The following is a 24,648-nucleotide window of genomic DNA, read 5'->3' as shown; positions in this document are numbered from 1 at the left end:
GCATTTAAACCTTAATATCAATAATGGCGCAATCCTTGCCGTAGTGCGTTAAGCGAAGCCATGCCGCAGGCTTTGCATCTTGCTCGCTACATCAAGCATCTTGCTCGCTACTAATACCCAATTTAAATGCATGACAGCTTACAAAATACTCTCTAGTTGATGATTGAACAGTTGATTCAGACCTTCTAGGTGAAGTTTGAAGAGTTGATTCAGGTAAGTACGAATGTTTGAGCCTATGCATACATCTATTGTGACTCGGTAAAGTATTCAAGTTTACAAAATACCCGCTTAATCTGTGGGCATTACCTTCTATCATAATCTCAGAGCAATCTCAATGACCACCAATAACGTTCTTTTACCCAACGCATTTAACCTTTTTGAGACTTCCATCTTCCTTGAGAGACACAACCTCAACTTTGACCGTTTGCCCTTCAGAGAGCGATTTCGCCTTTTTTGGCTCTTTTTCCGTTAATTTAATCGTTTCCAAAATCGTGTATGTTACCTTATTTCCCTTAACGCCTGTAACCGTGGCGTCTAAGACTTGACCCACCTGAAAATCATGAGTGCTAACCACCTCTGCAATTTCAGCTTGACGCGCTGACTCGACAACGGGGGCGCTAATTTCGCCAACAGATCCAGTGTTTTGGTAATAGCGCATTAGCCGATAAGACCAGCCTAAAATATGTAACATGACTGGGGGATTATCTTGATAGGCTTTTAGGTATTGGTTACAAGCATGGTCAATCGCTTGGTAATAGTCAGATGTTCGCTTACTATGTCCAATTTGTCTGCCATTTCTGACCAAGGTTTTGAGATAATCAAACAATTTGGTTCCGTCTTGGTTGGCGTAATTGCGAAGATAGGCGATCGCTTTTCCTAGTTCATTCACATCTGTGTCCGCTTTAACTAGGGTTTGCGCGATCGCATGGGCAATTTGCCACTGGAGTTCGGTTAAGTCTTCTGTTATTAACATAGAGATTCAATTCTTTGTCTGATAGATCTCTACTAAGTTTCCGTACCCTTGCGGGGAAGTGTGTTTGGAAAGATCCAACTCAGAATATAAACTTCACCATGGATGTAGTGTTTCCATCCCCTTGCGGGGAAGTGTGTTTGGAAAGCAAGGCCAGAAATGTTTCTGGAAAGTTGGAGACATATATGGTTTCCATCCCCTTGCGGGGAAGTGTGTTTGGAAAGAGTTCGCTCAGTAAGCCTTACGGGGACTGGGTTTCAGCGTTCGACTGAGCGCTCACGCCGAAGTCCGCCCAATCGACACACCTTTTTTATTTGTCAATTAACCAACGCTTATTGACAAATAAATCCAGATTCCATCGCCCAAAACCCTTACCTAGAGGGCTATCGACACACCTCAACGGAAAAATGAGGGTTTCAGCCATTGGACGAGGTGTGTAGATAAGCTGAATTGCCGTACTATAGCAATCCTAAATTGATTGTGGCAATTTTCAAAACTGAAACCCTTGCTATACCTTGATTTCAAGCCGTCTACTTGTTGCATCCTATTTAGGATTGCTATATTTTATGCAGTTGTCGAGGTTCTGCTGTTGATATTCAATCATACCGGAAACTTGCCCTTAAGCCAAACAATTTAGCGCCCTTGGTGGGATGGGGTTGTCGTGCGATCGATCGCACCTTCTGTTGGTGGAAACAAAAGCCATGAAGCGGTAGAATTGGAGGATTTCCGGTAGCGCGATCGCTTTCTTAATTTTCGGGTGGGCTGGATGCGCGGAATTTGCCAGGTGTTTCCGTCCCCGGATTGGCAAATAAGGAGGAACGGGCGATCTGAGTCAATTGAGTAGACTACCGTTGTTAATTAATGCAAGCGGGTCGCCCCTACAAATATTTATTGCATATTAGATTGAAAGCGATCGCATTTATTGATCATAATTTGGCTGGCTATTCATTCTCTTACTCCCCTCTCCCCGGCGTGGGAGAGGGGCTGGGGGTGAGGGGTTTAGCTTAAGTTGACACGGATGAAAGACCTGCGCCCAATTTCACTAATACATTCCCTCCGGCGGTTCTCTCTGTGTCGGATATCCCAACACCTTGACTAACTCCTGCAATGACTGAGATTGCACCAATTCTCGATGCGCCGCCTGAATCGCCTGTTGGATCAACTGTTGCAAAGGTTTTCCCGTCAGGGGTTGGGATTGGCTTCGGTAAGATAAATAGCGATCGCGTATATTATCCACAGGTTCTATACTCGTTACCTCAACCGTCATTGTCCCCATCCCAATCGGTTTACCGCCACCCACTTTCAGGGCGATCGCGTGTTGTGTATCTTGTCCCAGTACAATCAGTAGGGTTCCCAGTTCCCCTTGGGTTAAATTTCGATAGGGTAATGATGTGGTAAACCCAAAAGTTTTCACCGCTTGTTGTACCGATATTCCCTGCTGTTGTCCTTTATCAACTGCCCGAATCGTGTGATAATAAAACTTACGTCCCGCCACCTTTCCTTGCTTAAAATAACCCGGATATTCACGAGGACGAGGCTGATAGAGAGAGGGTATAAATCCAGGACGAAATTCCGTGGATTCACACTCAGCATCCCTAAACTGAATTAACCCTTGCCAATTCAGCGCCCCAAATACCCGACAAGCCGGACAGAGTTGGGTTTTGTCGCGACATTCCTGATAGCCTGGGGGGATTTGATTGGATTTTGCCCTCGTTTTACACAAACAGCTGCGGGTAATTGCTTCATAGGTAGACCGTACCACACCCTTAAGAGAACTCCCCGGAATAATTAACTGTCCTGCGCTTCCCTGAATCATGGTTTTAATCAAGGGAATCGACTTTTGTCCCACATCCGTTCCCAAGGCGACAACACCCGTAGAAACGTGTAATCCGGTTTGCACCGTTAACTTTAACTGTAACCGTCCATGAACGCGAGCGCGATAATATTGATCTTGTCCTTTAGGCGGTTGTAATTGCGGCTTCTGTTTCGGTAAAGGAATCAGATGATAGGGTTTCTGGGCAATACTTTGGGATAGCTGCGGACGGGGACGGGGTTTATTATAACTCATCTTGGCAACTCCACAGTTAAAGCAACAAAATGCACCGTTGCGGTGGGTTGAGCGATAAAATAACGCTGGGCTAATTTCGGCTGATTCGAGACACTATTACTCACATCCAGACTCTGTGGATAAATAAGCGATCGCGGAAATCGGGTTTCATTTTTAGGATACCCATAAGCAGGGCGTTGTTCGGTTTTCCAATAGGATTTATCCTCAGATTCACTGGCATATTCTGGATCATCAATAATCGATTTAAACCCCGGAACCTCACCCGTATTCGACAACACAAGGACGCTATAACGGTCATTTTGGCATTTCCAGCGCAATTCGCGATCGCAATTAAACATCTGTCCTTCAGGAGAAGGGAAATTATCCGGTAATTCGTCCACAATTCCACTCACTTGATGACTCCAGCGCAGAAAATAATAACTCGGCGCCGTGGCTAGCTGTTCCACTAATTCTCTTAACTCCGTCTCAGTAAGCAAATCTTGACAAACACCAACAAAAGGATTCATGCTGCAACTCCTTCTACTGTGACTCTTCACGGGAAGTCTAGAAACCTGAGTCGGGGCGGGTTTAGTTACTTATGGTTGCAACCGAAAAGATAGTAGTGAAACCCGCCCCTACACAATTCACACTCACGTTACGCCACATAGGGTGAAGAGTCGGCTTCCACTCTCTGACACCAAGCCCGAACCGCCCGCATAAATAAATCCTCAACTTGTTCCTTTCCTCGCCATTTTAACTGTACCCCAAACCCCAGCGCCATTGATTCCGCTCGCACAGGAGTATCTTGCATATCATTAGCCGGAAAACCATACCGTTCTCGTTCCGCTTCCGCCAGAAACACCCCAGCCCCCAAAAGTTGATTATCTTGCCATTCACCGCCACCGCCCAGACTCCGAATCCGTTGATTTTCAACAACACAACCCGGATATTGAACAACCGCCTGGTTTAATTTCACCTCCACAATTCCCAATCCGCGAGACTTAGCAAAGCCCAAACCAAACCACCCCTCATCTAAATCCCGCAACACTAAGCCAATTAATCCCAATTGGGCTAACGAGAAGTTTTTCAGATGGAGTTTAGTGCGAAACTCTCCCGCCGTACAAACTTGATAATTAAATAGTGCGCCGGGTACAGTAGAACCAAACACACGGTCAATCGCCACCCCATTTCGTTCTTCCAGTTTCACCGATTGAGAGTCAACCGGATAAGCATCCTCAATTCTAATCCGACTGGCAATTGACGTATTCCCAAACATCTGATCCGTAAACGAGGATAACTTATAGAGTTCAGAAGATGACTTATCTTTCAGATAGTCATAATTATCATTTAACGGATCATTTGCCCAGAGGCTATTCGGATTATCAGAATTCCGATTATCCCGTCCCACCGTTCTTACAATTCGTTCCCCATGGGCGCGAATTGCCCCTTTTAGAGAACTTCCCGGTAAATAAACCGAACGCCCTCCCCCATGATAAGTTTCCACAAATTCCATATCCGGCTTCGTCGGATCAGCCCCTTCTCGCCCTGACTTAATCAGAATCGGTCCACAGGGAATTAAACTAAAATCAATCGTACATTGATTAACCAATCGTTTGTGCATAATCTCAATTGATCTTAAACTACCTATCCTTTAAGCCGCGACTAACGTATCGAGTTGGGCTTCACAGTGTTGAAAAATCGAGTTAACGACGGCAAATAGTTGATCAAGATTTTCAATAATGTATGGAGTCGTATGTTTGGTAAATACATTGCCTTCTAGCTTGCCAAACTGCCAGACTTGCCCATTAGACACAATACCAAAGACAGTAATCTGAGGATGTTGATTTAGACGTTGAGCCGCCACCATTTCGGCTGCACACTGACCCCACCCTTCCTTAAACTTATCTTGTTTTGCCTCAACCAGTAAAAAATAGGGTTGGTCAAAAACCACCTTTCCCAGAGGAGAGCGTTTCGCTAAAATATACTCCGGAAATCCCGAAAGCGTCTCATCGTAATTCAGGGATTCATGACTCCATAAAATAAACTTCCTCGAATAACATTTCCAGACCTGTTTCAGCACCGGATAAATAAGATTCTCACAAATAGCAAACTCAGAATTATTCACCACCCCTTCCTCCATAACCATCTGGAGATCTTCCCGGAAATAATCCGGAATATCAAAAGGAGATTCAACAATAAAACTAGCTTCCGTATAAGTAATCTGAAACTCCTGGATAACATCCGCAATACTTGTGTACTTGCTAAATGACATAATCACCTCACATCATTTCGTTCGTAGTTGCGCTTTAGCGCCCTAAACGTCACATCACCCACCCCAATTGTAATTCATACGTAGGGTGCCGTTCGTAGTTGCGCTTTAGCGCCCTAAACCTTCGCCTTCCCCACCCCAATTTTAATTCATACGTAGGGTGCGTTACGCTCCGCTAACGCACCGTTGAGCAAGGGCGGTTCTGACACAGCTAAAATGCTAGAATAGGTTTGTTTTGTAGTGAGGGGACTTTAGCCCTCTCCAAGTAGGTGTTATAGCACTAAAGTGCTTACTACAAACAAAAGCAGGTTTTGTGATTCAATTATCCGTAACCCGCCAAATTCAATCCCTAAACCCGCCCCGACAAGAAATTGATACATCATCACCTCGTATTTACCTCAGCCGTCTGATTTTTACGATTCTCCAGATAACTAATCAAAGACTGTACCCACTGATCCTTATACCCTTGACCATCCTCATAAGCTGAACCCTCATTATTAACCATTTTCTTAAGATAATTCAGCAACTTACCCGCATCAATCTTATCCCGATTATTTTCATCCCTAGCATCAAACCAATCCATCCGCTCAACCTCCAATTTAACCACACCCAAACCCCGCGAACGCCCTCCCCCCAGTGGAATTTGTTCCGTCTCAAACTGATGTAACCCAATCATCAACAACCCCAACTCCCAATCCTCCGCATTTTCCACCACCGCCTTAAACGCAAACGGAGTTCCGGCTGGAACCACTTGGAAATCATATAATTTCCCATCAGCCGCCGTTTCCGTATCTCTATCAATCGCCACCCCATCCCGTTCTTGATATTGACCAAACCAATAATCAGGTAATACAGTTAAATCTCGAACTTGGAACTTACTCGCCAGCCAAGGTGAACCAAATAGAATAGAAATTAAATCAGTCTGACTTAAAATAGCCTCAGTCAGCGCCGTATCCGTGGTATATTGATCTTTCAATTGCCTCATTTCCTGAGCCGTAATTGACCACTCCTCCTCCACCGCCGGATTAGCCACCAAAGTCCGCTCCCCGCCCAGGATACCACGGAGGAAACATTCCAAGCGCGATCGCAAAGCCCCCTTAAAACTAGCACCCGGTATCAACGGTTTACCCAACGCATCTTTAATCACTGGTAAATCCGAACCAATCGGTTCCGTAGAACGTCCTGCACTAATTCTTAGTGCCGTTACCGTCGTCAACTTCCCGCTAATTTCCAAACGATTCTTAAAACAATCAAACATCATATTATCTCCCAATTCGTTCGTAGTTGCGCTTTAGCGCCCTAAACCTTCGCCTCCCCACCACCAACCCATGACTCTAACTTTTCACAAGAAATCTAGAAACCTGCGTCTGGGCGGGTTTAGTCACATCCGGATACAACCGAAAAGATAATAGTGAAACCCGCCCTTACATAATCGTTACGCCACATACCGTAAAAACTCAAACCCTGACTAACTCAGACTCAACCAGCTAAACACATCTTGAACCGATAACCGCAAATCGCCCAAAGAACTAAGCACAGACAAACTCTCTTGATTTTGCTTAATTTCAGGCTGTTCTCCCGGTTTAAAAATAAGAATTGAGCGCTCCTGCGGATCAATAAACCAGCCAAGTTTTGTACCATGATTCAGACAAAATAGAATATTATCAATCACACGAGTTGAACTTTGTTCCGGAGACAATATTTCAATTGTCCAGTCTGGTGCAATTTCAAAAGTATTCTCAATTTCCCCATTCTCATCAACTGGGATACGTTCCCAGGAAAAGACAGTTATATCTGGAACTAAGGAACGCCCCCCAAAAGTACAGCGCAACTCAGTAAACGCCCGCGCTATTTTATTAGGAATAGCGACTTGATTAATAGCTGGAGCTAAAAACGTTTGGATAGCGCTGTGTTTTCCTTTCGGCATTGGTTTTTGGTAGATTTGACCATTAATATACTCACTCGCGGGTTCTGTTTCTGGCAATTGTAAAAAATTGTCTAGAGAAAGTTTGGTCTGAGATGCAAGGGTTGATGTCATAGTCATTTGAGTTTGAATCCAAAAGTTTTGATAACCTGATAAAGATCATAATATCAGGGGTTATCATTAACATAATCATGCTCTCCATAATGACGCAGGTATAACTGACCCTCCTTGGCGAGGCAACTTACACGCCGAGCTTCGGGGAGATCGAAATGATCAATATCTTTATGTTTGCCTTGGTATCGACGGAGCCGAAAAATACCATCTTGCTTCATGGCGCTGATACCATCTGTATGATTATTCAGCAGGCAAGCTGCTCTAGCTAACTTCTCTTGTAAAATCACTTTTTCCTTTGATGGTTTACTTTTATAGTCATCTAGAAAACTGTGTGTATATTCAATTTTGGGAAATTTTAGGGGTTTATCTTGAGAAAGAAAATGGTCTTTACACTGATTCCAAATTAATTGTCCCCAAGTTGATAAAGTCATCTCTGATTCAACAACTAAAACCCACTCTAAAGGAACTTTTTTAGTTTCTTCCCAAGATGTTAATAATTCTCCACTGTCCATCATTGCTAGTAGAACTTTGTATGGTTCTACTTCAGACTTCTTAATTTCAATAGGTAGCCTGGGAATTTTAATCAATTCATTTGAGCCTTCAAAAATATAAATTATTTCATGAGCATAAAACATACCAATCGTCGTGGCATATCCTTGTAAGGCTTTGAAACCACCAACCAGATTAAAACAAATCTGATATCCATAGTAACGCGGAATCATCTCGTAAATCCATTTGAGTAACGCATAAATCCCATTAGAAAATTTTTCTGTACTCGCTGTTGATAACTCAGGCGGCGTATAAATATACGCGGTAAGTTGATTATCTATTAAGAAGTCTCGGACAATCTCGGCTGAAACCTGACCTTGTGCCGTATGCGTCGTAATTAACCAGTGAATATCTTCTTGTCCTTGGCTCAAATCTTCTTCATATAATCCATAAATGCCATTCAGTTCAGCACTAGCTTGTTTAACCTCTTCACTATCAGGATTAATAACGTTTTCCTCAGGATCAAGATAAAGTTTATCTTTGGTTTGCTGGGTCAAATCTTGAATAATTACATCAACATCTTCAGAGAGTTCTGATGCCGAGTAATTCGCTGTCTCTTGTAACCGTTCTAGCCTATCTGCTTCATAAACTAAATTGAGTTGATTCGTTAGTATACTGGTGCCAACTGTAGAAATTACTAATCTAGGCATAAAACTTAACTCCCGATAATTCAGTCAATATTGCAGGGCGCAAGGATGGTGCCCCTACCGTCTATAATTCACCTTTACGGAGATAGGTGAGATGGCGAACACCATACCCTAAATAGCGCCGAATTAATTCCAGCCAAATGGGTTGAAAGGGTTCAACCTTAGCATTTTTTGCAATTGCTTGAGCTTCCCCTTTAATCATATCATCAATATCATGAATAATTTTAGCCGCCAACGCATTTTTACCCCGCCCCCACTTGCGATCGCGTCCCACTTGATATCGGATAAAATTCTTGATCACTTCTGCACTCTCCGTCGTATCAGCCACTCGGACTAAATTTCGGAATTGAGACTCTTCTAAATCCCCGTAGGAACTGCGGTCATTCAGTGCCCTTTCAATCGCCATCACCAGTCGATCTTCCGCCTTACGAATACCTTGTTGGACTTTCAGTTCTTTTTGAGACTCACTGATTTCTATCATACCGGATTCTCCTGAAATATAAGGTGAAATGGATTACAAATTTGCACTTGACCAAACCCTTCCGCTGTCCGTTCACCAACGCCTGTTTCTTCCAACTCAGCCAAAGCCTTAAGCCACACCTCTTTTTGCATCGTGCTGAACAGATATACCGCCCCTTTCTGAGTAATTAACGCCATATCTTTCATCAATCCCCACGCCGTATTCCAGCCAGAACAATAGTCATAGCTGCTATAGGAAACGTGAAATTGTAAAGATGAGTCCACAATACTCGTAAACTGAGCCAACATATCTCTAGAAACAACCATAGTACGTTGCCATTGCTCCGTTAAAATAGCATCCGACTGTAAATCTAGAGTAAAATAAGTTCTATCCTGGGACAATTCCTGATGCGGCTGACCAAAAATCCCCCAGTCTCGCCACCGCGCCTTAATCTGCTGATTAAATAACTCAATTCGCGTCTCAATATCGGACTTTATCTCGACTATCTTTGCCTTCATCTCTACTTTCCCCAATCCCCGCGAAGCCGAACCGCCTAAGCGAAATTCTTCTCGGTGATCATTAATAAATTGGCATAAATCATTCGCCAAAGCGTCGCCCACCAAAATTGCCCCCAGATAAAGACTCGGTTGGCGTGTTTTATGCTGGGATTCATTGAGAACTTCTAGACTATAGAGAATCTGTTCTTCAGCGGTAGCGCGTCGCCGATTAATTCCTACCCGTGTCAACAGACGTTTACTCACCATCTCACGGTAATACCTATTAGCGATATGGCTATAAAAACCCGTAAACGGTTCCACTCGCCCCCCATCTGTTGGGCAAACTGGATCATAAAGTTGACCATACTCTTCCGCACAAAAGTGGTCAATTAATGTATCAAAAACCCCATTTCCGCGCTGCGTCTTAAACCCATCCTCAGTCTTAGAACTAACCGCCGTTGCGGGTAAGACTTGCACCCTCTCCACTCGATTGACAATTGCTGGAGTTATCGGATAAGCATTGTGGAAAATGGCTGACGTATCGCTCAAAAATAAGGCTTGAAAATCACCCCCATTTTCGGCTAAATTGGTTGAGAGCTGACCCGATAGTTTGAGAATATGAGTCGCAATAGCGCCTCGAATCACGCTTCCCGGAATATAATTTTGGACTTCACTCACCGAACCCCCCGGTTTCTGAGAACCAATGGCGAGAGGGGATAACGCCTTAATCTCCAGTCGAATGTGTTTCATTTTTCCCCTCCCTTTGCCAAAAATGTCCAAACGGCTTCATCCACTTGTAGTGGTGGAAGTTGCCAATGCAGCCATCCCAACCCCGCTGATTTACCCCCACCTAATGCATGAATATGCTTTAATCCCGCCCAAATTAATACCTTAGCGTAATCGGGCAAATCAGGCTTTACCGGAGACTGTAAATAAATCCTCCCTTCAAAGTGGAGTTGTGCATTAGCCGGAGACGTTTCTATAAAATAAAGTTTTTGATCTTCGGCGGTGTGACGGCGGCGATTAATCGTGACTCCTGGGCGCAAAACCTCCGGTAAATTCTCCGGTTCTTCCGTACAAATCAAATCATCAAAAATTGCCCGTGACGGTAAACTAGGATTGCCAAACATCTGACAAATCAAGCAATGATACAGGGGATTTCCGGTAAGAGTATCTATCAATTCATAGTCTTCCCGGACAAAATTCCCCGACACACCCACTCGTTGAGGACACATCCGTTCAGGGTTCGGTGATTCACAAATTGCCCATCCTAACCCTCTCGCTATCTTTTCACATTCGTGACGCAAACGTCCCTTAATTTGAGACGCCGGAATCAACAAATTGGCTTCAGCATCACGCACAATTGGCTTATCTGCCAAGCTACCCGATGAACCGCCAGCACCAACCGATAACGCTGTATCAATAATAGCCGTTAATAGAGGTAGAGTTTCGATTGAATTGGACAATTGCCGTAAATAAACCATCCCATACATCCTTAATGATAAACCGACAAAATCAGGGCGGGTTTAGTCACATTTGGGTACAACCAAAAAGATAGTCGTAAAACCCGCCCCTACAGACGCGCTATACCTCAAAACTCCCCTCCCTTCATTGCGCCACATATCGTAAAAAAAAGCTCTGCGAACCTCCGCGCTATCCTCTGCGTTCTCTGCGTTAAAAAAATTATCCCATAATCCTTACCGATTCTTCCTCCTTCACCTCAATAAACGGATAAATATCCACAAGTTCTTGCCAAATCGTCTCATAAAATGTCTCCTTCTTATCAAACATCCACGGCGCAATATTCCCCGAATTCGTCTTCGCCGCACACCACGCCTCTTCCAGCTTTTCCTTCAATAAAACTTGTTGCTCTCGTTTCAGCCGAACGCGAAAATAACGGTAATTTAAAATAGCTGTCTGTTTCCCGCGTTCGAGCAAACTGCGAATTTGGTATATCTGTGATTTAGGAAACTCCGACTCTTTCAAAGCCTGAGCCGCCACCAGCAACCCCCCTAATTCGTGAAACGTATAAGGTGCTGCATATAACTTTAATTTTGGACTTCTATCTTTTGTTAACGCCTGATTCCGAAATTCCTCAATATTCGAGGAAATCATCGTTACCCCTTTCATCACAAAAAAATCAACTGTACCCCCACAGTATCCCAACTCTCTTAACCTTTTAGCCCGTTTTTTCGCCGACTTAAGCAACTGCTCAACTAATCGATTGGCATAGTAAATAGGAGTATTATACGCCGTAATCAATACACCAATCGAAGTACTCAACTGACAATGCGCCGAAGCAGCAGTTTCCGGTGAATAGCGATGAAATTGACTCGGATCAATGGGCTTTGGTGATGATTGAATCTGATAATCCCCCTTAATCTCCACATCTGCCAGTTTCACCTGCTTGAGCAAAATCTTCTCAAACTGCTCACCAATCATCTTCGCGATCGCTAACCCCTGACTGGCGGGTACAATTAATAAAATATCGTCGCCGCCAATGGTAATAATTTCAAAGGGATGAATCAAATCCCCTTCCGCCAATCTGGATTCGGCGTCATTGATATCTCGGATTTCTTTAGGATGAAGATTGTACGCTAAAGCTTGATAGACGGCATACTCTGTAGCTTGGGCAACATCTTGACTAAACCCTTGATACATTGTCGCAGTACGAATCTTTTGGATAAAGCCGCCCATATTATTACCATCGGCATAAATATAGGCAACAAATCCATTACTAACACGGCTTAAATCTGTCAGCGATTGGGAAATTTTTACCCTATCTAAATTAGACCCAGCACAATAGGTGGCATAGTGTTCCGGATTGTTTTTCAAAAAGGCTTCAAACTTATCCACCCATCCGGAAATGATACCGCGATTCCAGTCTAAATCTGTCCTTTTATACCAAGTCGGAGGGTCAGAAATCCCCGTTTTCGCCCGATCGCCCACAACTCGCTTGCGGGCTGAAACGTCGGAAAATAGGGACTCTCTGGGCAAGTCTGGGGGGTGAATCAGGCTAGTCGCCGAACGTCGTTCACTCTCATCGCGGAGCAAATAGGGATGAGTTTCAAACATGGGTGGGTAGCGGCGACTGGGACGATTCCCATCGGAATTACCACTGCGGCGTTGATGGAAATGTAGGCTTAATTTGGTGGTCAGTTCATTAAAACTTTTGCGGTTTTCAAAGGCGTCTTCCAGAGAAGATGGAGCTGAAATACAAGGTTGATTCGGTGTTTTATCTAGATTCCCAAAATAGGCTTGAACCAGGTGATGTTTAGGATATTGACGATACTGTTCCAGCCAAAACGTATCTTGAATCGAATCCTTAAGCAACCCAAAGCGAAGTTCCAGCAGTCGAAAGGTATCTCCGACAGCACAGGAATTGGCGACTAAGGTTTCGTGGGTATAGCGTTTTTCAATGGCATTGGCTAAATCATCAACAAACGCCGCCGGACAAAACGCCAGAATATTTCCACCTGTGGAATAAATAATCAGTTCCGGAATTAAGGCGGTGGAGAGATTGGGGGAATAGGGAAACTCTTGATCCAGCCAGTTTCTGACCTCTTGACATTGGATTCTGTAGAGATTAGAGGCAGGATCGCGATTAAAAAATGCCGGGATATCAATTAAGTTAATTCGGTCAAGTAAGGCAGACGCGCCACGAATGTCAGGCAGTTTGGCTGATTCAAACACATAGCCTTTAATCTTGGTTGCACCGCCGTAGACTAAACCAATTTTAGATGTCCACAGTGTCGGATACTGTTCAGTTAATTGCTGTAATTCCGCCAACGTCTGAGGAAAGTCTAGCCCTTCTGTTTGTAGTAAGCACTTTAGTGCGTCTATCTCCGAAACATTGTTCCCTTGATCTACCGTTTGTAGTAAGCACTTTAGTGCTTCTGTATCCGGAACATCTTTCCCTTGACGCAGCGCCTCTCGCATTTGCTGCAAGATACTCAAATCAAACTGGGGTTCACGCCCCTCGCCCCAAGCGAGACACCAGGCGATTCCAATGATTAGGGGGTTGAGAGAATGAGTCATGATTCAGCGTGCGTTTAAGAACTATAGCCTTGAACTAAAGTTCAGGCTCAAAGCTAAAACCCGTTAAAACGGGTTCAAAGCATTGTCTCTAGTAATCTTTAGTTTACTTGAGCTTAAAGATAAGAAATTGATGTCCTGGCGTCCAAGTCAGCAGCATTCCGCCTAAGCCCAATGGCACTAAAATAAGCCTTTTGGGATCGCCGAAATCCTTGATAGACTGTAGGGTGGGCATCGCCCACCAGCCCTAAGTCAGCAACATTCGGCTTAAGTCAGTGACATTCAGTTTGAAGTCTATTTTAATGGACAATAGCTGTCAGCCAGTCCTTTGAACAAAAGTTGAGCGCAGTCCCTAGATGGTATCTTGATTTAGGTAGGGTTAGCGAAACACGGAAGGTTTTGTTAAAACCTTCACACTTTGATCTTGGGGCGGATGTTTGAGCCTCAATACCGGATGATTTCCCTCGCTAGATGGCTGGATTACCGAGACAGTGCGGCGGGTAATTCCACGGGAAATACTTCACCCACGGAAACATCGTGAGTGTGAGTCGCCACCACGACAACGCCTAAACGGGGGTCATAACATCCCACCCAGGCGGCGGGATGACATTCGTGAACTAGGTAACTGTACAGCCAAATCGGACCTTTTCCTTCGATGACGATACCTTGGTTGAAGGGTATTCCTTCTGGTAGTTTGATTCCTTTAATGTCTGGGGGGGAAATAATGCCGTCTTCTGTGGCAATCTGGAAATGCAGGTGTTGATAGGGTAAACCGGTTTGGGTTTGATGGGGAAGTACCTGAAGTTGAATCGCGTTCATGGTTTTTGCTGTTGGAGTGAGTACGAGGCTAATGTAGCACCCCCTGGGAAAGACCCTTTTCCGATGACAGGAAGGTTTGCCATTTAAGGGGGTTTGCTTGTATGATTATCGGATAATGACAGAACCTAGAAAACTGCATAGCGAAATACGGTAAATTAGCTCATCGACACAGGTCACGCGATCGCTAAAACCCTCATTTTTCCGTTGAGGTGTGTCGATGGCAGTCTAGGTAAGGGTTTTGGACGATGAAAACCGGAGATTTTTGTCAATAAGCGCTGAGTAATTGACAATGAAAAAAGGTGTGTAGATTTGGCGTCTGAAACCCGCTCTCTGTAAGGTTTCCTGAGCGAACTCTTGACAAACTCACTTCCCCGCGAGGGGATGGAAACTTTACTCCGTCTGGGGTTATGATCAGCACACGGTCCTTGACAAACTCACTTCCCCGCGAGGGGATGGAAACTTAAGTATCATGGCTTGCGTTTCCAGATCATTAGCCTTGACAAACTCACTTCCCCGCGAGGGGATGGAAACTCGTAGTTTTCTTGCTCTAAGCACTTTGCTAACTTGACAAACTCACTTCCCCGCGAGGGGATGGAAACTCTTCCTGAAGGACATTCATCCCGTCAACAGACGCGACGCTTGACAAACTCACTTCCCCGCGAGGGGATGGAAACTCTCTACGTAGCATAAAAAACTGCTTTGCTTTTGACTCAACTTGACAAACTCACTTCCCCGCGAGGGGATGGAAACAGTAGTAGCAACCACGCTCCGATTGCGGAGAGCGCACTCCAACTTGACAAACTCACTTCCCCGCGAGGGGATGGAAACAGAACTACACAGACTCATCGGATTCGGATTCTTGGTGTTCGCTAACCTATTCCCACAATGGGATTGAGTAAAGGGCGACCCGATCTAATTGAATAAATAGAGTTGTTGATTTGTGCAGGCGGGTCGCCCCTACAGGAGTATTAAAGGTGATCTGCCTTCGCTCTATTTCGCTTTATAAGATGTCCTATAGGTTATAACAAGCTGAGTAACGCTTGAGGAATTGTCAAAATAGTGGTATAATGCCACAATTAACGCCAGAACCTAGAAAACTGCATAGCAAAATACGGTAAATTAGCTTATCTACACAGGTCACGCGATCGCTAAAACCCTCATTTTTCCGTTGAGGTGTGTCGATGGCAGTCTAGGTAAGGGTTTTGGACGATGAAAACCGGAGATTTTTGTCAATAAGCGTTGAGTAATTGACAAGGAAAAAAGGTGTGTAGATTTGGCGTCTGAAACCCGCTCTCTGTAAGGTTTCCTGAGCGAACTCTTGACAAACTCACTTCCCCGAAAGGGGATGGAAACTACTAAGACTTTATTCTTAGTAATTCCCCAGTAGCTTGACAAACTCACTTCCCCGAAAGGGGATGGAAACAGAACTACACAGACTCATCCGATTCGGATTCTTGGTGTTCGCTAACCTATTCCCACAATGGGATTGAGTAAAGGGCGACCCAATCCTCTGTAGGGGCGGGTTTTACTACTATCTTTTCGGTTGCACCTCGATGTGACTAAACCCGCCCATAGATCAATGTATTGGCGTCAGGGACTTTATACGCCAGAAATTAGACGCAGCTTACAGGATATTATCCAGCTTAAATAAGTTAGCTTGGCAGGGTATTTTTGATCAGGGAGAGAATAGCTGATGTCACAAACCAATTGGATTCGTGTCTTAGAGGCTAATAAATTGATGCGATCGCGCCAAGAGGTGATCGCCTTTGAAACAGCATTAGCTGAACTGGCAAAGCATCCTCAAACCGAGGATTTACCCACTTTACATCTCATTTTCGATGATCGCTGTGAACAGCCAGAGGTCATGTTTAGTCTGCTTCATTTTCTAGAATCCTTTGATTTACAGCAACAGCTTCAAGCATTTATTACTGTGGCGCCTCAATTAATCGGGTTGGCTCAAGATTGGGCGAGAATCATCCATACTCGGATTTTGAATGATGATTCGGCTTGTCGGTTGTATCGAGAGTTGTTACATTCAATTAACTCACAACATCCAAACTTTATCCGTCAATTGCTCGAAGACAGTGCTACTCGTCATTTAACCGAGCTGAATTCGCCAGGGAAGTTAATGAAACAGGTTTGAGACAACTCAGTTTACCCTATATATATAGGAGCAACCCCTTAAAAATCCGGCATTCACCCCATCATGGCACCCCGCAAACGCCGCCAAACCCAACCCCCTCCATCCCGCCATCCTTGGGCGGCGGATACGGAATTAGTCGGACTTGTCTTAGAATTAACCACCAACGCCCCAGACTCCCTCTATACTCAATACACCGTCGGACTTCACGCCTGGTTCTTAGATCAAGTTCGCCAAACTAACCCGGAACTCTCCGCTTATCTCCATGATGGTCAATCAGAGAAACCCTTCACCCTCTCCCGCTTAGACGGAGATTTCCTCACCTCTGGAAAAACCCTCAAACTCAAACCCAATACAACCTACCGTTGGTACATCACCGCCCTTTACCAACCCCTAAGCCAATGGTTAGCCGAATGGGTTGATCACCTGCCAGATATGATTAAATTACGCCGTGCTGTCCTCAAAATTAGCCGTTGGCACATCGCTTTAGCACCAACCACCTATCCTCACTTATCTACCCCAACCCCCACCCACCCCCAATCCCTAAGCCTCAGCTTCCTTACCCCCACCAGCTTTCGCCGCAAGGGACACCATTTCCCCTTACCAGTTCCCACGAATCTCTTCCACAGCTATTTGCGGCGCTGGAATGATTTTTCCGATCACCCCTTTAACCAAACCGCCTTTTTAGACTGGGTAGAGGAAAATGTAGTGATTCAGCGTCACCGTTTAGAATCGATGAAAGTCGCAGCCGGAAAGAAAGGAGTCGTCACCGGATTCACAGGTGCGATCGCGTTAGGACTGGACTCAGGTGCCAGCAAACACCCAGAATTTAGCCAATTATTCCATACCTTAGCCCAATTTGCGCCCTACTGCGGCACCGGACACAAAACCCCCTTTGGCTTGGGACAAACTCGCCTAGGCTGGTTATCCCCCGAAACCCCCGCCCTCCCCTCAATGGAAATCCTATTAGCCGAACGCATCAGCGAATTAACCCAACAATTTCTCGCCCAACGCCAGCGCCAAGGAGGAAATCGGGCGCAAGACATCGCCGAAACCTGGGCGACTATATTAGCCCGACGAGAGATGGGGGAATCCTTAAACGCGATCGCAGATGATCTAGATATGCCTTACCAAACCGTCAAAACTTACGCCAAATTAGCCCGTCGTGCCATCTTAAACAATGACAGATAACAAGTATTTGTGTAGGGGCGGGTTTAGGGACAATTGTAGGGGCGGGTTTAGGGACTCAATTCAAATATCCACCAATAATGGAACAACAAAACCCGCCCTCCCCACCGATAAACGAACTCTGCACTTCCGCCCCCACACCCCACACCCTGCCTACCTTTGACTTAGCTTGTCACCCCTTCAGCCCAAACATTTCCGATGTTGTGAGTTTCGCCAAAAAAACGGGAATCCTGAATCTAAGAAGGACAAAAGACAAAGCATGAGATTCCCCCAATGATGCAAAAACTATCTACACCAACAATCGAATACGGACAATCCCTACTGGGGCTACATCTAATCAGTCTCCTCATCGGATACACCGTAGCCGGTTGGTTATTATCCCTTTATCAAGCCCCGGCGCTAATTTGGCTAGGAACCCAAGCCGTCACCGTACACCTAGCTTGGCGAGGCAAAAGCGCGATCGCATTAGCCATAACTTGGGTAGTTGGTGTTGTCTGGATCGGCACCCTAGCCAGGGCGTACCCCCCCAGCCTACGTTTCAATTTTCAACTATTAGTCATTGCCTTATTTTTGATCTGGCTTTTAGGCATAATTCTAGCCTTTGGTGTAGCCTTTGCCAAACAACCGATCCAAGCCACCGGATTGAAAAACACTCAAGCCTTTTGGTTTTTAGTCACCCTAGCTTTTAGTGGCTTAGCCGTCGGTCGAATTTTGGACATGATGGTTATACGTTAATTGTTGATCGAGCAACAAGCAGAAAGCCAAATGATTATTACGGCTACCTTTTCATATCAGCGATTCAATATATCCTAACCTGAATGATACTGACTGAAGAGAAATGTCACTGACTGGTATGCTGGTGGGCAGTGCCCACCCTACAGGATATCCGGCTTGTAGTAAAAGCTTTAGCCCTATATTCTGTTGGGTTGAGCGAAGTCGAAACCCAACCTACAACCTCAAACGCCAAGAAATAACATTCCGAAACCTCAAGCTAAAAAAACGAGTAATCGTTTGAACCCGTTTTAACGGGTTTAAGCTTTAAGCCAGAACTTTAGTTCTCGGCTTCAATCTTTATCAAGGAGAAAATAACGTGAAAACTTCAACCTTACCAGGACAATCCCAGCCAAAAACCCCCAACTACGCCGATAACCTCAAGCTAAAAAACCGGGTAATCGTTTGAACCCGTTTTAACGGGTTTAAGCTTTAAGCCAGAACTTTAGTTCTCGGCTTCAATCTTTATCAAGGAGACAAAAACGTGAAAACTTCAACCTTACCGGGACAATCTCAGCCAAAAATCCCCAACTACGCCGATCGCACGCCCCAATATTATATCGACAAAATGGAGCCAGAACTCCGGGCAAGTTTCACTACCCAACAGCTTCAGGCAATATTTAATCTGTTAGATGAGGCAATTCCCAAGCCATCGCCCAAGATTGTCGATTTAAGATTTTTAGTCGATTTAATCGTCACCCGCTTCTATGTCGTGTTATTAGTAGGTAAAGATAGGCGAAGAAAACCCCGGCGTTACATCCCCAAAGGCGTAGCTAAAGTTGGCAATGTCATCGCGGCGATTATCCTACTGTTAGGCGCAAACCTGCTACTAAGCGCCAGTTTATTCCTATTCGCGTACTTACTCAAATCCTTAGTCGGCATCGATTTCTTTTCCGGCGATCGCCATCTTCCCGATATAATTAAAAGCATTTTCCAGTAAGTAGGGGCGCAAAGACTTGCTCCCTTTTCCCGCAGCTTAATAAATTAGGGGCTAAAGCCCCTACTACGAACCCAATTTATTCCCCAATTTTAGCTGTGTCAATCCAGTAAGCTGTTCGGCATTTAAACCTTAATATCAATAATGGCGTAATCCTTGTAGTGCGAGCATCTTGCTCGCTACTAATACCCAATTTAAATGCATGACAGCTTAGTGCGAGCGTCTCGCTCGCTACTGATTCGGCGAAATTTTAGCAGTAGCAAAATAATCGTGGCGAATATCGGGAAAACTAAGAGAAACCGCTTCATTGTTTCTCGCCCGGAAAACAGGGAAAAATACACCAGCCTTTTAATCCCTTGGCTTTTCCCCAAAAGGAACAAGAGGATGCCTAAAATTAAGGCACTGATATTACTCAAATTCCACGTCTAGCCCGGATAGGATTCTAAAAACGGAGAGATTTTAGCCAGTTGTGCAATGGCGGCACCGATGCCAAACAGCATAAACATGATGCTGATGACTCGACTAAAAATAGTGATGCGCCCTTCCAGCGCTTCAGTTTGGGGATAGAGGGTCATCCTTGATATTTCGCCAGTAAACGTTGATTGCTTTTCAAAGATTAACGTTTACACTATCACAGTTGTGCCAAGTAACCGTTACCATTGCTATGTATAATATTTAGGCAGTTCAGGGGCAATGCATGGATTGAATTCATCCTCCTCCACACAAGCAGAACGGTTTCGGCGGCTTCAGAGTCAGTTGCGCGATCGCTCGTCTGGTATTGATCTGTTTGACCAGGACGATCGCGACATCTTGGTGGTGCCGTCTGTTACTGTTGATCAGCGGGAACTGGCGAAGATTCCCGGTTTTCTGCACTATGAGGAACGCCTGTTATTTTCCCTGATTCGCTTACGCAATCCCCGTACCCGCCTCATTTATGTGACGGCGGTTCCGCTATCGCCGATAGTCATTGATTATTACTTACAACTTTTACCGGGCATCCCTTTTTCTCACGCTCGTGAGCGTTTGATGCTCCTCTCCACCTATGACGCCTCACTCAAACCCCTCAGCCAAAAAATATTAGAACGTCCCCGTTTAATGGCGCGAATTCGTCAGGCGCTGCGTCCCCACAAGTCGTATATGGTCTGTTATAATTCCACCCAGCTTGAGCGAGAATTATCAGTAAAACTGGGTCTACCCCTTCTCGCACCTGACCCCGATTTACTCCACTGGGGAACCAAGAGTGGGAGTCGGGAAATTTTTAAACTCAGTGATGTTCCCCATCCCGATGGTTGCGAAACGCTGTGGACGGTGGACGAGTTGGTAGAAGCGGCGGCTGTGTTGTGGGAACGTCATCCCCACTTAAAGCGGATGGTGATTAAACTCAATGAAGGCTTTTCGGGGGAAGGAAATGCCATCCTGGATTTGAGAAAAATCCCCGACGCAGCACCAGGGAAAGCATCGCATGAGCAACGAGTTGCAGCTATCCACAAAGACTTAGAACATTTAGGCTTTCAGGCAAAGAATGAAACCTGGAGTCAATTTTCCAGTCGCATCCCAGAGTTAGGCGTGATTGTCGAGGTATTTATTGAAGGAGAGAATAAGCGATCGCCTAGTGTGCAAGGGTATATTACCCCGAATGGTGATGTGAAGATACTCTCCACCCATGATCAAATTTTAGGGGGTCCCGATGGTCAGATTTATCTAGGATGTCGATTTCCCGCCGATGCAGCCTATCGCTTACCCTTACAACAGATGGGAATTAAAGTGGGAGAAGCGTTGGCAGAAAAAGGTGCGATTGAACGATATGGCGTGGATTTTGTTGCTGTTCACCAGCCGGAGAAGGGGGAAGACGTTTGGGATTTACAGGCGATCGAAATTAACTTACGCAAAGGGGGAACCACCCATCCGTTTATGTCGCTGCGGTATTTAACCAATGGTCATTACGACGCCTCAACGGGTTTATTTCACAGTCAGCAAGGTCGCCAGAAATATTATATCGCTACCGATAATTTACAACGGGATCATTACCGAGGGTTAATGCCTAATGATCTGATGGATATTATCACCCATTATCGCCTACATTTTGATAGCAGTACCCGGACGGGGAATGTGTTTCATCTGATGGGCGCCCTCTCGGAGTTTGGCAAACTGGGATTAACCTGTATTGGTGATTCCCCTCCCGAAGCGGAGGCATTTTATAACCAGGTGATGCAAGTGTTAGATCACGAAACCACAGGGATTGATAATGACCAGTTTTCTTATCCCTGTGAACCCATTTCCTGGTTCTCTAAGTGATATCGAATCCGCTTGATTTGCGTGCCAATACAGCACGGTAGAGATCCCCCCAAACCCCCCTTTTTAAGGGGGGCTTACTTTGGGTTCATCTGAAAACAGCCAAGGCTTAATCAGGATAAAACCAACCCCTCAACCAAAGGTTGTACCGTTCCACCCCCACATACTACCCTTGGCATCAGCGAACTCAATATAAATTCGCTTAATCGGGACACCCAGCTTTTCACTAATCACCTGGCAAAAGTCTTGACTCATTGCCTGGGTTTGGGCTGGACTCATCGTGCCAATATTTTTGACTTCCATGTAGCAGGTTGGCTCAACGGTACCGCCAAATGTCATGGATACACCATCTTCAAATGCCGTCATCACATAGGATTCAGGTTTCCCTACATGCTGGGCTAGTTTACCGGAAAGGGTTTTGAGCAACCCTTCCACTAGGGTAGGTTCTGGATTACTGACAGATGATTGAACTTTAATCAGAGGCATAGGCTTGTTTTTTCAACTTCATTAGAACTGAGTTAGAACCATTTGGGATATGGGACAATTGGCGTTCAGTCTCTAGCCACCATATTGCCAACCGGTGCTTTCGAGTAAAAGCGGTTCTCCTTCCCGGTGAATACCTGCGGCAATCACTTCCCCCACATAAACACTGTGATCTCCCTTTTCCACCGAATCGACTACTTTACATTCGATGTAACCGAGGGAGTCAGAAATGATCGGACAGCCTGTCGCTTCTCCTTCATAAAATTCCACATCCTCGAACTTATTCCCAACCCGGCTTTGGGGTTTAAAGAATTTCGCCGCCATGTCTTTTTGTCCACGTTCTAGGAAGCTGATGCTGAACACACCATTTTTTTTCAGCATTTCGTGAGAACCTGTCTCTCTCTTAATACAATTAACCACCAGTGGCGGTTCAAAGGAAGACTGCATCAGCCAACTTACAGTGAAACCGTTTAAGTTATCACCGTCTTTGACGCCGCAGATATATAGACCATGCGGAATCTTACGCAGCATCTTTTTTTTCGCTTGTTCGTCTAGCAAGGCATCCTCTCCCTAGTTGCACAGATATGGCATTCAGTTTACCAAGAGGTTAGGGGTTTTGGGTGCAGGGGAGAGTGTTGACCCTTCACGACCTTCGAGGGAACATGGTTTGTAGGGGCGGGTTTTACTACTATCGTTTCTTTTTGACCCCGATGTGACTAAACCCGCCCTGAGTGAGTGTTAAATTAACTTCCCCAGCTTTCAGACGCGCCATGGCGCGTCTCTACATTACCCTCCCACAACAGACAAGCTAATGAGAACGCCAGGTTTTGCGAACTCGACCTAAAATCCTTTTCCGTGAGAAATTCCGCTTAAACTTCTTAAATTCACCCGCATCTAACCAGACACCGTGACACTGGGGGCATTTTTCATACCAGATACTATACCGATCAATATCAATCATGCGAAACATCGTCGCGCCACAGCGAGGACAATACACATCGTCATCTACTTGATCAAATTGATGTCCCGTTTCTGGATCTCCAATATCCAAACTCTCGGAGTCTTTAATCCGCTTGAGTTTTTCAACTTCCAGAGAATCAAACCAAATTCCTTTGCAGTTGCAGCAGCGATCGATTTCTATGCCACCATGGGTGATAGACTCTAAGCTTGCACCACATTTAGGACAGACGCTTGGCTTCATAGTTGACTAGGGAACAGGGAACAGGCAGGCAATACAATACTATACTCGCAGAGTTAATGATAGGAATTTTAACGCCATCGTTAGCCTGTTGGGTTTTGCTTACCCTCTACCCAACCTACCAACCTATTGGGGCGGGTTTAGTCAAGTTAGGGCTGTCTTCCCCAGCTTCCCCAGCTTCCCCAGCTTCCCCAGCTCCCCCAGCTTCCCTAGCTCCCCCAGCTCCCCCAACTTCCCTATCTCCCCTCGCGGCGAAAGAGGTGGGAGTGTTCTGGATGGTAAAGGCGGGAACGTGTTCCTACTTTGGTATCTTGGCTAGATATTGTCTCTGGTAAAGACCAGGGTGTTTTTAAGGCGGGACTAATAATATAAAGTGTTGTCCGAATTAGATTTTCCTGGTGAGTGAGTGCTGCCATTTGCTCTAGAGGGACAAGCCACATTTTTTCATCTGACCAACTAATCCGGAAACAGACAGCAACCGGGGTATTTGCTGGATAATGTTGCATCAGTTTGGCTTGGGCGGCGTCTATATGACGGGCGCTGAGATACAGACAAAGACTGGCTTGATGGGCGGCTAGAGAGGCTAATTCTTCTGACTCGGGTACGGCTGAGGCTCGACCACTAATGCGTGTCAGGATAATGGTTTGTACCACGTCCGGCACGGTAAGTTCAACCCCTAGTTTAGCGGCTGCTGCTTGGTAAGCACTAATACCAGGAATGACTTCAAAGGGAATTTCCGCCTCGGTAAGGGCTTGCATTTGCTCGTGAATGGCGCTGTATAGACTTAGATCACCCGAATGCAAACGAACCACGGATTTGTGCGATCGCACTCGTTCAATCATCAGGGGTAAGATGTCTTCTAGGGTTTTATTCCCAGTTCGGATAATTTCTGCATCAGAACGGGTTTCCTGCAATATTTGTGATGGCACTAAGGAGTCGGCAAATAAAATCACATCTGCTTTTTGCAGCATTTTCAACGCTTTAACGGTTAATAACTCCGGATCTCCAGGTCCAGCACCAATAATGTAGACGGCTGGGGCTAGGGAAGGGAGAGGGTTTTGAAGTTGAGTAGAGTCAGAACTTTGATACATATAAATTTCCGGATTAGGTTCATAGGGATAGGAAGAAAGAAATGGTAGATGCACCCTGGTTCAGTCCTAGAGATTTTTTCTCTGGGGCTTTTGTTATTTTTAGGCGACTTTTCCGGATTAGGTTCATAGGGATAAGAAGAAAGAAATGGTAGATGCACCCTGGTTCAGTCCTAGAGATTTTTTCTCTGGGGCTTTTGTTATTTTTAGGCGACTTTTC

General features: G+C 45.2%; 23 protein-coding genes. 5 read left to right on the top strand and 18 right to left on the bottom strand.

Translation table 11 applies throughout. From position 1 onward, the window contains the following. Positions 1 to 355 precede the first annotated feature (355 nt). The 13 genes from RH949_RS27930 to crn3 all read right to left on the bottom strand — a co-directional run bounded on the left by RH949_RS27930 (position 356) and on the right by crn3 (position 14,331). Positions 356 to 973: a hypothetical protein gene (locus RH949_RS27930; protein WP_446357750.1), complete on the bottom strand. Its 618-nt coding sequence runs from the start codon at positions 971 to 973 to the stop codon at positions 356 to 358. Between the two features lie 1,039 nt (positions 974 to 2,012). Beyond that, complete coding sequence (locus RH949_RS27925; protein ID WP_446357748.1) at positions 2,013 to 3,038, bottom strand: RAMP superfamily CRISPR-associated protein; 1,026 nt, start codon at positions 3,036 to 3,038, stop codon at positions 2,013 to 2,015. Next, a complete protein-coding gene (locus RH949_RS27920) occupies positions 3,035 to 3,544 on the bottom strand; it encodes a hypothetical protein (RefSeq protein WP_446357746.1) in 510 nt (169 codons plus the stop codon). The genes RH949_RS27925 and RH949_RS27920 overlap by 4 nt, the downstream gene beginning before the upstream one ends. Before the next feature lie 128 nt (positions 3,545 to 3,672). Continuing rightward, the gene (locus RH949_RS27915; RefSeq protein ID WP_446357744.1) at positions 3,673 to 4,638 is read right to left on the bottom strand and encodes an RAMP superfamily CRISPR-associated protein; all 966 of its coding nucleotides are present in this window, start codon (positions 4,636 to 4,638) and stop codon (positions 3,673 to 3,675) included. 30 nt (positions 4,639 to 4,668) lie between these two features. Continuing rightward, complete coding sequence (locus RH949_RS27910; RefSeq protein ID WP_006104076.1) at positions 4,669 to 5,289, bottom strand: hypothetical protein; 621 nt, start codon at positions 5,287 to 5,289, stop codon at positions 4,669 to 4,671. A gap of 379 nt (positions 5,290 to 5,668) precedes the next feature. Further along, the gene (gene csx7 / locus RH949_RS27905; protein ID WP_446357754.1) at positions 5,669 to 6,544 is read right to left on the bottom strand and encodes a type III CRISPR-associated RAMP protein Csx7; all 876 of its coding nucleotides are present in this window, start codon (positions 6,542 to 6,544) and stop codon (positions 5,669 to 5,671) included. Between the two features lie 210 nt (positions 6,545 to 6,754). Beyond that, positions 6,755 to 7,324: a Uma2 family endonuclease gene (locus RH949_RS27900; protein ID WP_446357742.1), complete on the bottom strand. Its 570-nt coding sequence runs from the start codon at positions 7,322 to 7,324 to the stop codon at positions 6,755 to 6,757. Positions 7,325 to 7,377: 53 nt separating this feature from the next. Next, positions 7,378 to 8,523, bottom strand: a complete 1,146-nt coding sequence (locus RH949_RS27895) for a putative CRISPR-associated protein (protein WP_446357740.1) — start codon at positions 8,521 to 8,523, stop codon at positions 7,378 to 7,380. Positions 8,524 to 8,584: 61 nt separating this feature from the next. Then, positions 8,585 to 9,001 (bottom strand): hypothetical protein, encoded by a 417-nt coding sequence (locus tag RH949_RS27890; RefSeq protein WP_446357738.1) that lies wholly within the window; start codon positions 8,999 to 9,001, stop codon positions 8,585 to 8,587. Then, on the bottom strand, positions 8,998 to 10,227 hold the full coding sequence (csx10, locus tag RH949_RS27885; RefSeq protein ID WP_446357736.1) for a type III-D CRISPR-associated RAMP protein Csx10: 1,230 nt from the start codon (positions 10,225 to 10,227) through the stop codon (positions 8,998 to 9,000). Before csx10 ends, RH949_RS27890 begins: the two co-directional genes overlap by 4 nt. Next, the gene (locus RH949_RS27880; protein WP_446357734.1) at positions 10,224 to 10,961 is read right to left on the bottom strand and encodes an RAMP superfamily CRISPR-associated protein; all 738 of its coding nucleotides are present in this window, start codon (positions 10,959 to 10,961) and stop codon (positions 10,224 to 10,226) included. Before RH949_RS27880 ends, csx10 begins: the two co-directional genes overlap by 4 nt. 199 nt (positions 10,962 to 11,160) lie before the next feature. Further along, positions 11,161 to 13,515 carry a type III-B CRISPR-associated protein Cas10/Cmr2 gene (gene cas10 / locus RH949_RS27875; RefSeq protein ID WP_446357732.1) on the bottom strand — a complete coding sequence of 785 codons (2,355 nt, stop codon included), beginning with the start codon at positions 13,513 to 13,515 and terminating at the stop codon, positions 11,161 to 11,163. A gap of 477 nt (positions 13,516 to 13,992) precedes the next feature. Continuing rightward, complete coding sequence (crn3, locus tag RH949_RS27870) at positions 13,993 to 14,331, bottom strand: CRISPR-associated ring nuclease Crn3/Csx3 (RefSeq protein ID WP_446357730.1); 339 nt, start codon at positions 14,329 to 14,331, stop codon at positions 13,993 to 13,995. A 1,693-nt stretch (positions 14,332 to 16,024) separates the two neighbouring features. Between crn3 and RH949_RS27865 the strand changes: the two genes are divergently transcribed. The 4 genes from RH949_RS27865 to RH949_RS27850 all read left to right on the top strand — a co-directional run bounded on the left by RH949_RS27865 (position 16,025) and on the right by RH949_RS27850 (position 19,370). Beyond that, positions 16,025 to 16,474 (top strand): Imm30 family immunity protein, encoded by a 450-nt coding sequence (locus tag RH949_RS27865; protein WP_006104061.1) that lies wholly within the window; start codon positions 16,025 to 16,027, stop codon positions 16,472 to 16,474. 63 nt (positions 16,475 to 16,537) lie between these two features. After that, positions 16,538 to 17,662: a CRISPR-associated endoribonuclease Cas6 gene (cas6, locus tag RH949_RS27860; RefSeq protein WP_446357728.1), complete on the top strand. Its 1,125-nt coding sequence runs from the start codon at positions 16,538 to 16,540 to the stop codon at positions 17,660 to 17,662. A gap of 270 nt (positions 17,663 to 17,932) precedes the next feature. Further along, positions 17,933 to 18,394, top strand: a complete 462-nt coding sequence (locus RH949_RS27855; protein WP_006103940.1) for a hypothetical protein — start codon at positions 17,933 to 17,935, stop codon at positions 18,392 to 18,394. A 520-nt stretch (positions 18,395 to 18,914) separates the two neighbouring features. Then, entirely contained in the window at positions 18,915 to 19,370 is a 456-nt protein-coding gene (locus tag RH949_RS27850; RefSeq protein WP_006104041.1) for a hypothetical protein, read from the top strand. 422 nt (positions 19,371 to 19,792) lie between these two features. Here RH949_RS27850 and RH949_RS27845 read toward each other — a convergent pair whose 3' ends face one another. Then, a complete protein-coding gene (locus RH949_RS27845; protein WP_446357725.1) occupies positions 19,793 to 19,942 on the bottom strand; it encodes a hypothetical protein in 150 nt (49 codons plus the stop codon). Between the two features lie 118 nt (positions 19,943 to 20,060). On the opposite strand from RH949_RS27845, the gene RH949_RS27840 reads away from it, so the two are divergent. Next, positions 20,061 to 21,662 carry a peptide ligase PGM1-related protein gene (locus RH949_RS27840; protein ID WP_446357723.1) on the top strand — a complete coding sequence of 534 codons (1,602 nt, stop codon included), beginning with the start codon at positions 20,061 to 20,063 and terminating at the stop codon, positions 21,660 to 21,662. 129 nt (positions 21,663 to 21,791) lie between these two features. On the opposite strand, the gene RH949_RS27835 is transcribed toward RH949_RS27840, so the two are convergent. The 4 genes from RH949_RS27835 to cobM all read right to left on the bottom strand — a co-directional run bounded on the left by RH949_RS27835 (position 21,792) and on the right by cobM (position 24,431). Then, a complete protein-coding gene (locus tag RH949_RS27835; protein WP_006103931.1) occupies positions 21,792 to 22,145 on the bottom strand; it encodes a phenylpyruvate tautomerase MIF-related protein in 354 nt (117 codons plus the stop codon). 72 nt (positions 22,146 to 22,217) lie between these two features. Continuing rightward, entirely contained in the window at positions 22,218 to 22,700 is a 483-nt protein-coding gene (locus tag RH949_RS27830; protein ID WP_006104053.1) for a flavin reductase family protein, read from the bottom strand. Between the two features lie 250 nt (positions 22,701 to 22,950). Then, positions 22,951 to 23,343 carry a zf-TFIIB domain-containing protein gene (locus RH949_RS27825; protein WP_446357721.1) on the bottom strand — a complete coding sequence of 131 codons (393 nt, stop codon included), beginning with the start codon at positions 23,341 to 23,343 and terminating at the stop codon, positions 22,951 to 22,953. 233 nt (positions 23,344 to 23,576) lie between these two features. Next, positions 23,577 to 24,431 (bottom strand): precorrin-4 C(11)-methyltransferase, encoded by an 855-nt coding sequence (gene cobM / locus RH949_RS27820; protein ID WP_446357752.1) that lies wholly within the window; start codon positions 24,429 to 24,431, stop codon positions 23,577 to 23,579. Positions 24,432 to 24,648 lie beyond the last annotated feature (217 nt).

This window comes from Coleofasciculus sp. A1-SPW-01 (assembly GCF_040217205.1).
GTDB lineage: Bacteria > Cyanobacteriota > Cyanobacteriia > Cyanobacteriales > Coleofasciculaceae > Coleofasciculus > Coleofasciculus chthonoplastes_A.
This window is presented reverse-complemented; position numbering and strand designations above follow the sequence as displayed.

Excerpts from the sequence above, each read along its gene's own strand:
- RH949_RS27890 (WP_446357738.1), bottom strand. The coding sequence starts at position 9,001 with ATGATAGAAATCAGTGAGTCTCAAAAAGAACTGAAAGTCCAACAAGGT.
- RH949_RS27930 (WP_446357750.1), bottom strand. The coding sequence starts at position 973 with ATGTTAATAACAGAAGACTTAACCGAACTCCAGTGGCAAATTGCCCAT.
- cas10 (WP_446357732.1), bottom strand. The coding sequence starts at position 13,515 with ATGACTCATTCTCTCAACCCCCTAATCATTGGAATCGCCTGGTGTCTC.
- csx7 (WP_446357754.1), bottom strand. The coding sequence starts at position 6,544 with ATGTTTGATTGTTTTAAGAATCGTTTGGAAATTAGCGGGAAGTTGACG.
- crn3 (WP_446357730.1), bottom strand. The coding sequence starts at position 14,331 with ATGAACGCGATTCAACTTCAGGTACTTCCCCATCAAACCCAAACCGGT.
- RH949_RS27840 (WP_446357723.1), top strand. The coding sequence starts at position 20,061 with ATGCATGGATTGAATTCATCCTCCTCCACACAAGCAGAACGGTTTCGG.
- RH949_RS27845 (WP_446357725.1), bottom strand. The coding sequence starts at position 19,942 with ATGACCCTCTATCCCCAAACTGAAGCGCTGGAAGGGCGCATCACTATT.
- RH949_RS27895 (WP_446357740.1), bottom strand. The coding sequence starts at position 8,523 with ATGCCTAGATTAGTAATTTCTACAGTTGGCACCAGTATACTAACGAAT.
- RH949_RS27920 (WP_446357746.1), bottom strand. The coding sequence starts at position 3,544 with ATGAATCCTTTTGTTGGTGTTTGTCAAGATTTGCTTACTGAGACGGAG.
- RH949_RS27910 (WP_006104076.1), bottom strand. The coding sequence starts at position 5,289 with ATGTCATTTAGCAAGTACACAAGTATTGCGGATGTTATCCAGGAGTTT.
- RH949_RS27880 (WP_446357734.1), bottom strand. The coding sequence starts at position 10,961 with ATGGTTTATTTACGGCAATTGTCCAATTCAATCGAAACTCTACCTCTA.
- csx10 (WP_446357736.1), bottom strand. The coding sequence starts at position 10,227 with ATGAAACACATTCGACTGGAGATTAAGGCGTTATCCCCTCTCGCCATT.
- RH949_RS27825 (WP_446357721.1), bottom strand. The coding sequence starts at position 23,343 with ATGAAGCCAAGCGTCTGTCCTAAATGTGGTGCAAGCTTAGAGTCTATC.
- RH949_RS27835 (WP_006103931.1), bottom strand. The coding sequence starts at position 22,145 with ATGCCTCTGATTAAAGTTCAATCATCTGTCAGTAATCCAGAACCTACC.
- RH949_RS27925 (WP_446357748.1), bottom strand. The coding sequence starts at position 3,038 with ATGAGTTATAATAAACCCCGTCCCCGTCCGCAGCTATCCCAAAGTATT.
- RH949_RS27900 (WP_446357742.1), bottom strand. The coding sequence starts at position 7,324 with ATGACATCAACCCTTGCATCTCAGACCAAACTTTCTCTAGACAATTTT.
- RH949_RS27865 (WP_006104061.1), top strand. The coding sequence starts at position 16,025 with ATGTCACAAACCAATTGGATTCGTGTCTTAGAGGCTAATAAATTGATG.
- RH949_RS27855 (WP_006103940.1), top strand. The coding sequence starts at position 17,933 with ATGATGCAAAAACTATCTACACCAACAATCGAATACGGACAATCCCTA.
- cas6 (WP_446357728.1), top strand. The coding sequence starts at position 16,538 with ATGGCACCCCGCAAACGCCGCCAAACCCAACCCCCTCCATCCCGCCAT.
- RH949_RS27915 (WP_446357744.1), bottom strand. The coding sequence starts at position 4,638 with ATGCACAAACGATTGGTTAATCAATGTACGATTGATTTTAGTTTAATT.
- cobM (WP_446357752.1), bottom strand. The coding sequence starts at position 24,431 with ATGTATCAAAGTTCTGACTCTACTCAACTTCAAAACCCTCTCCCTTCC.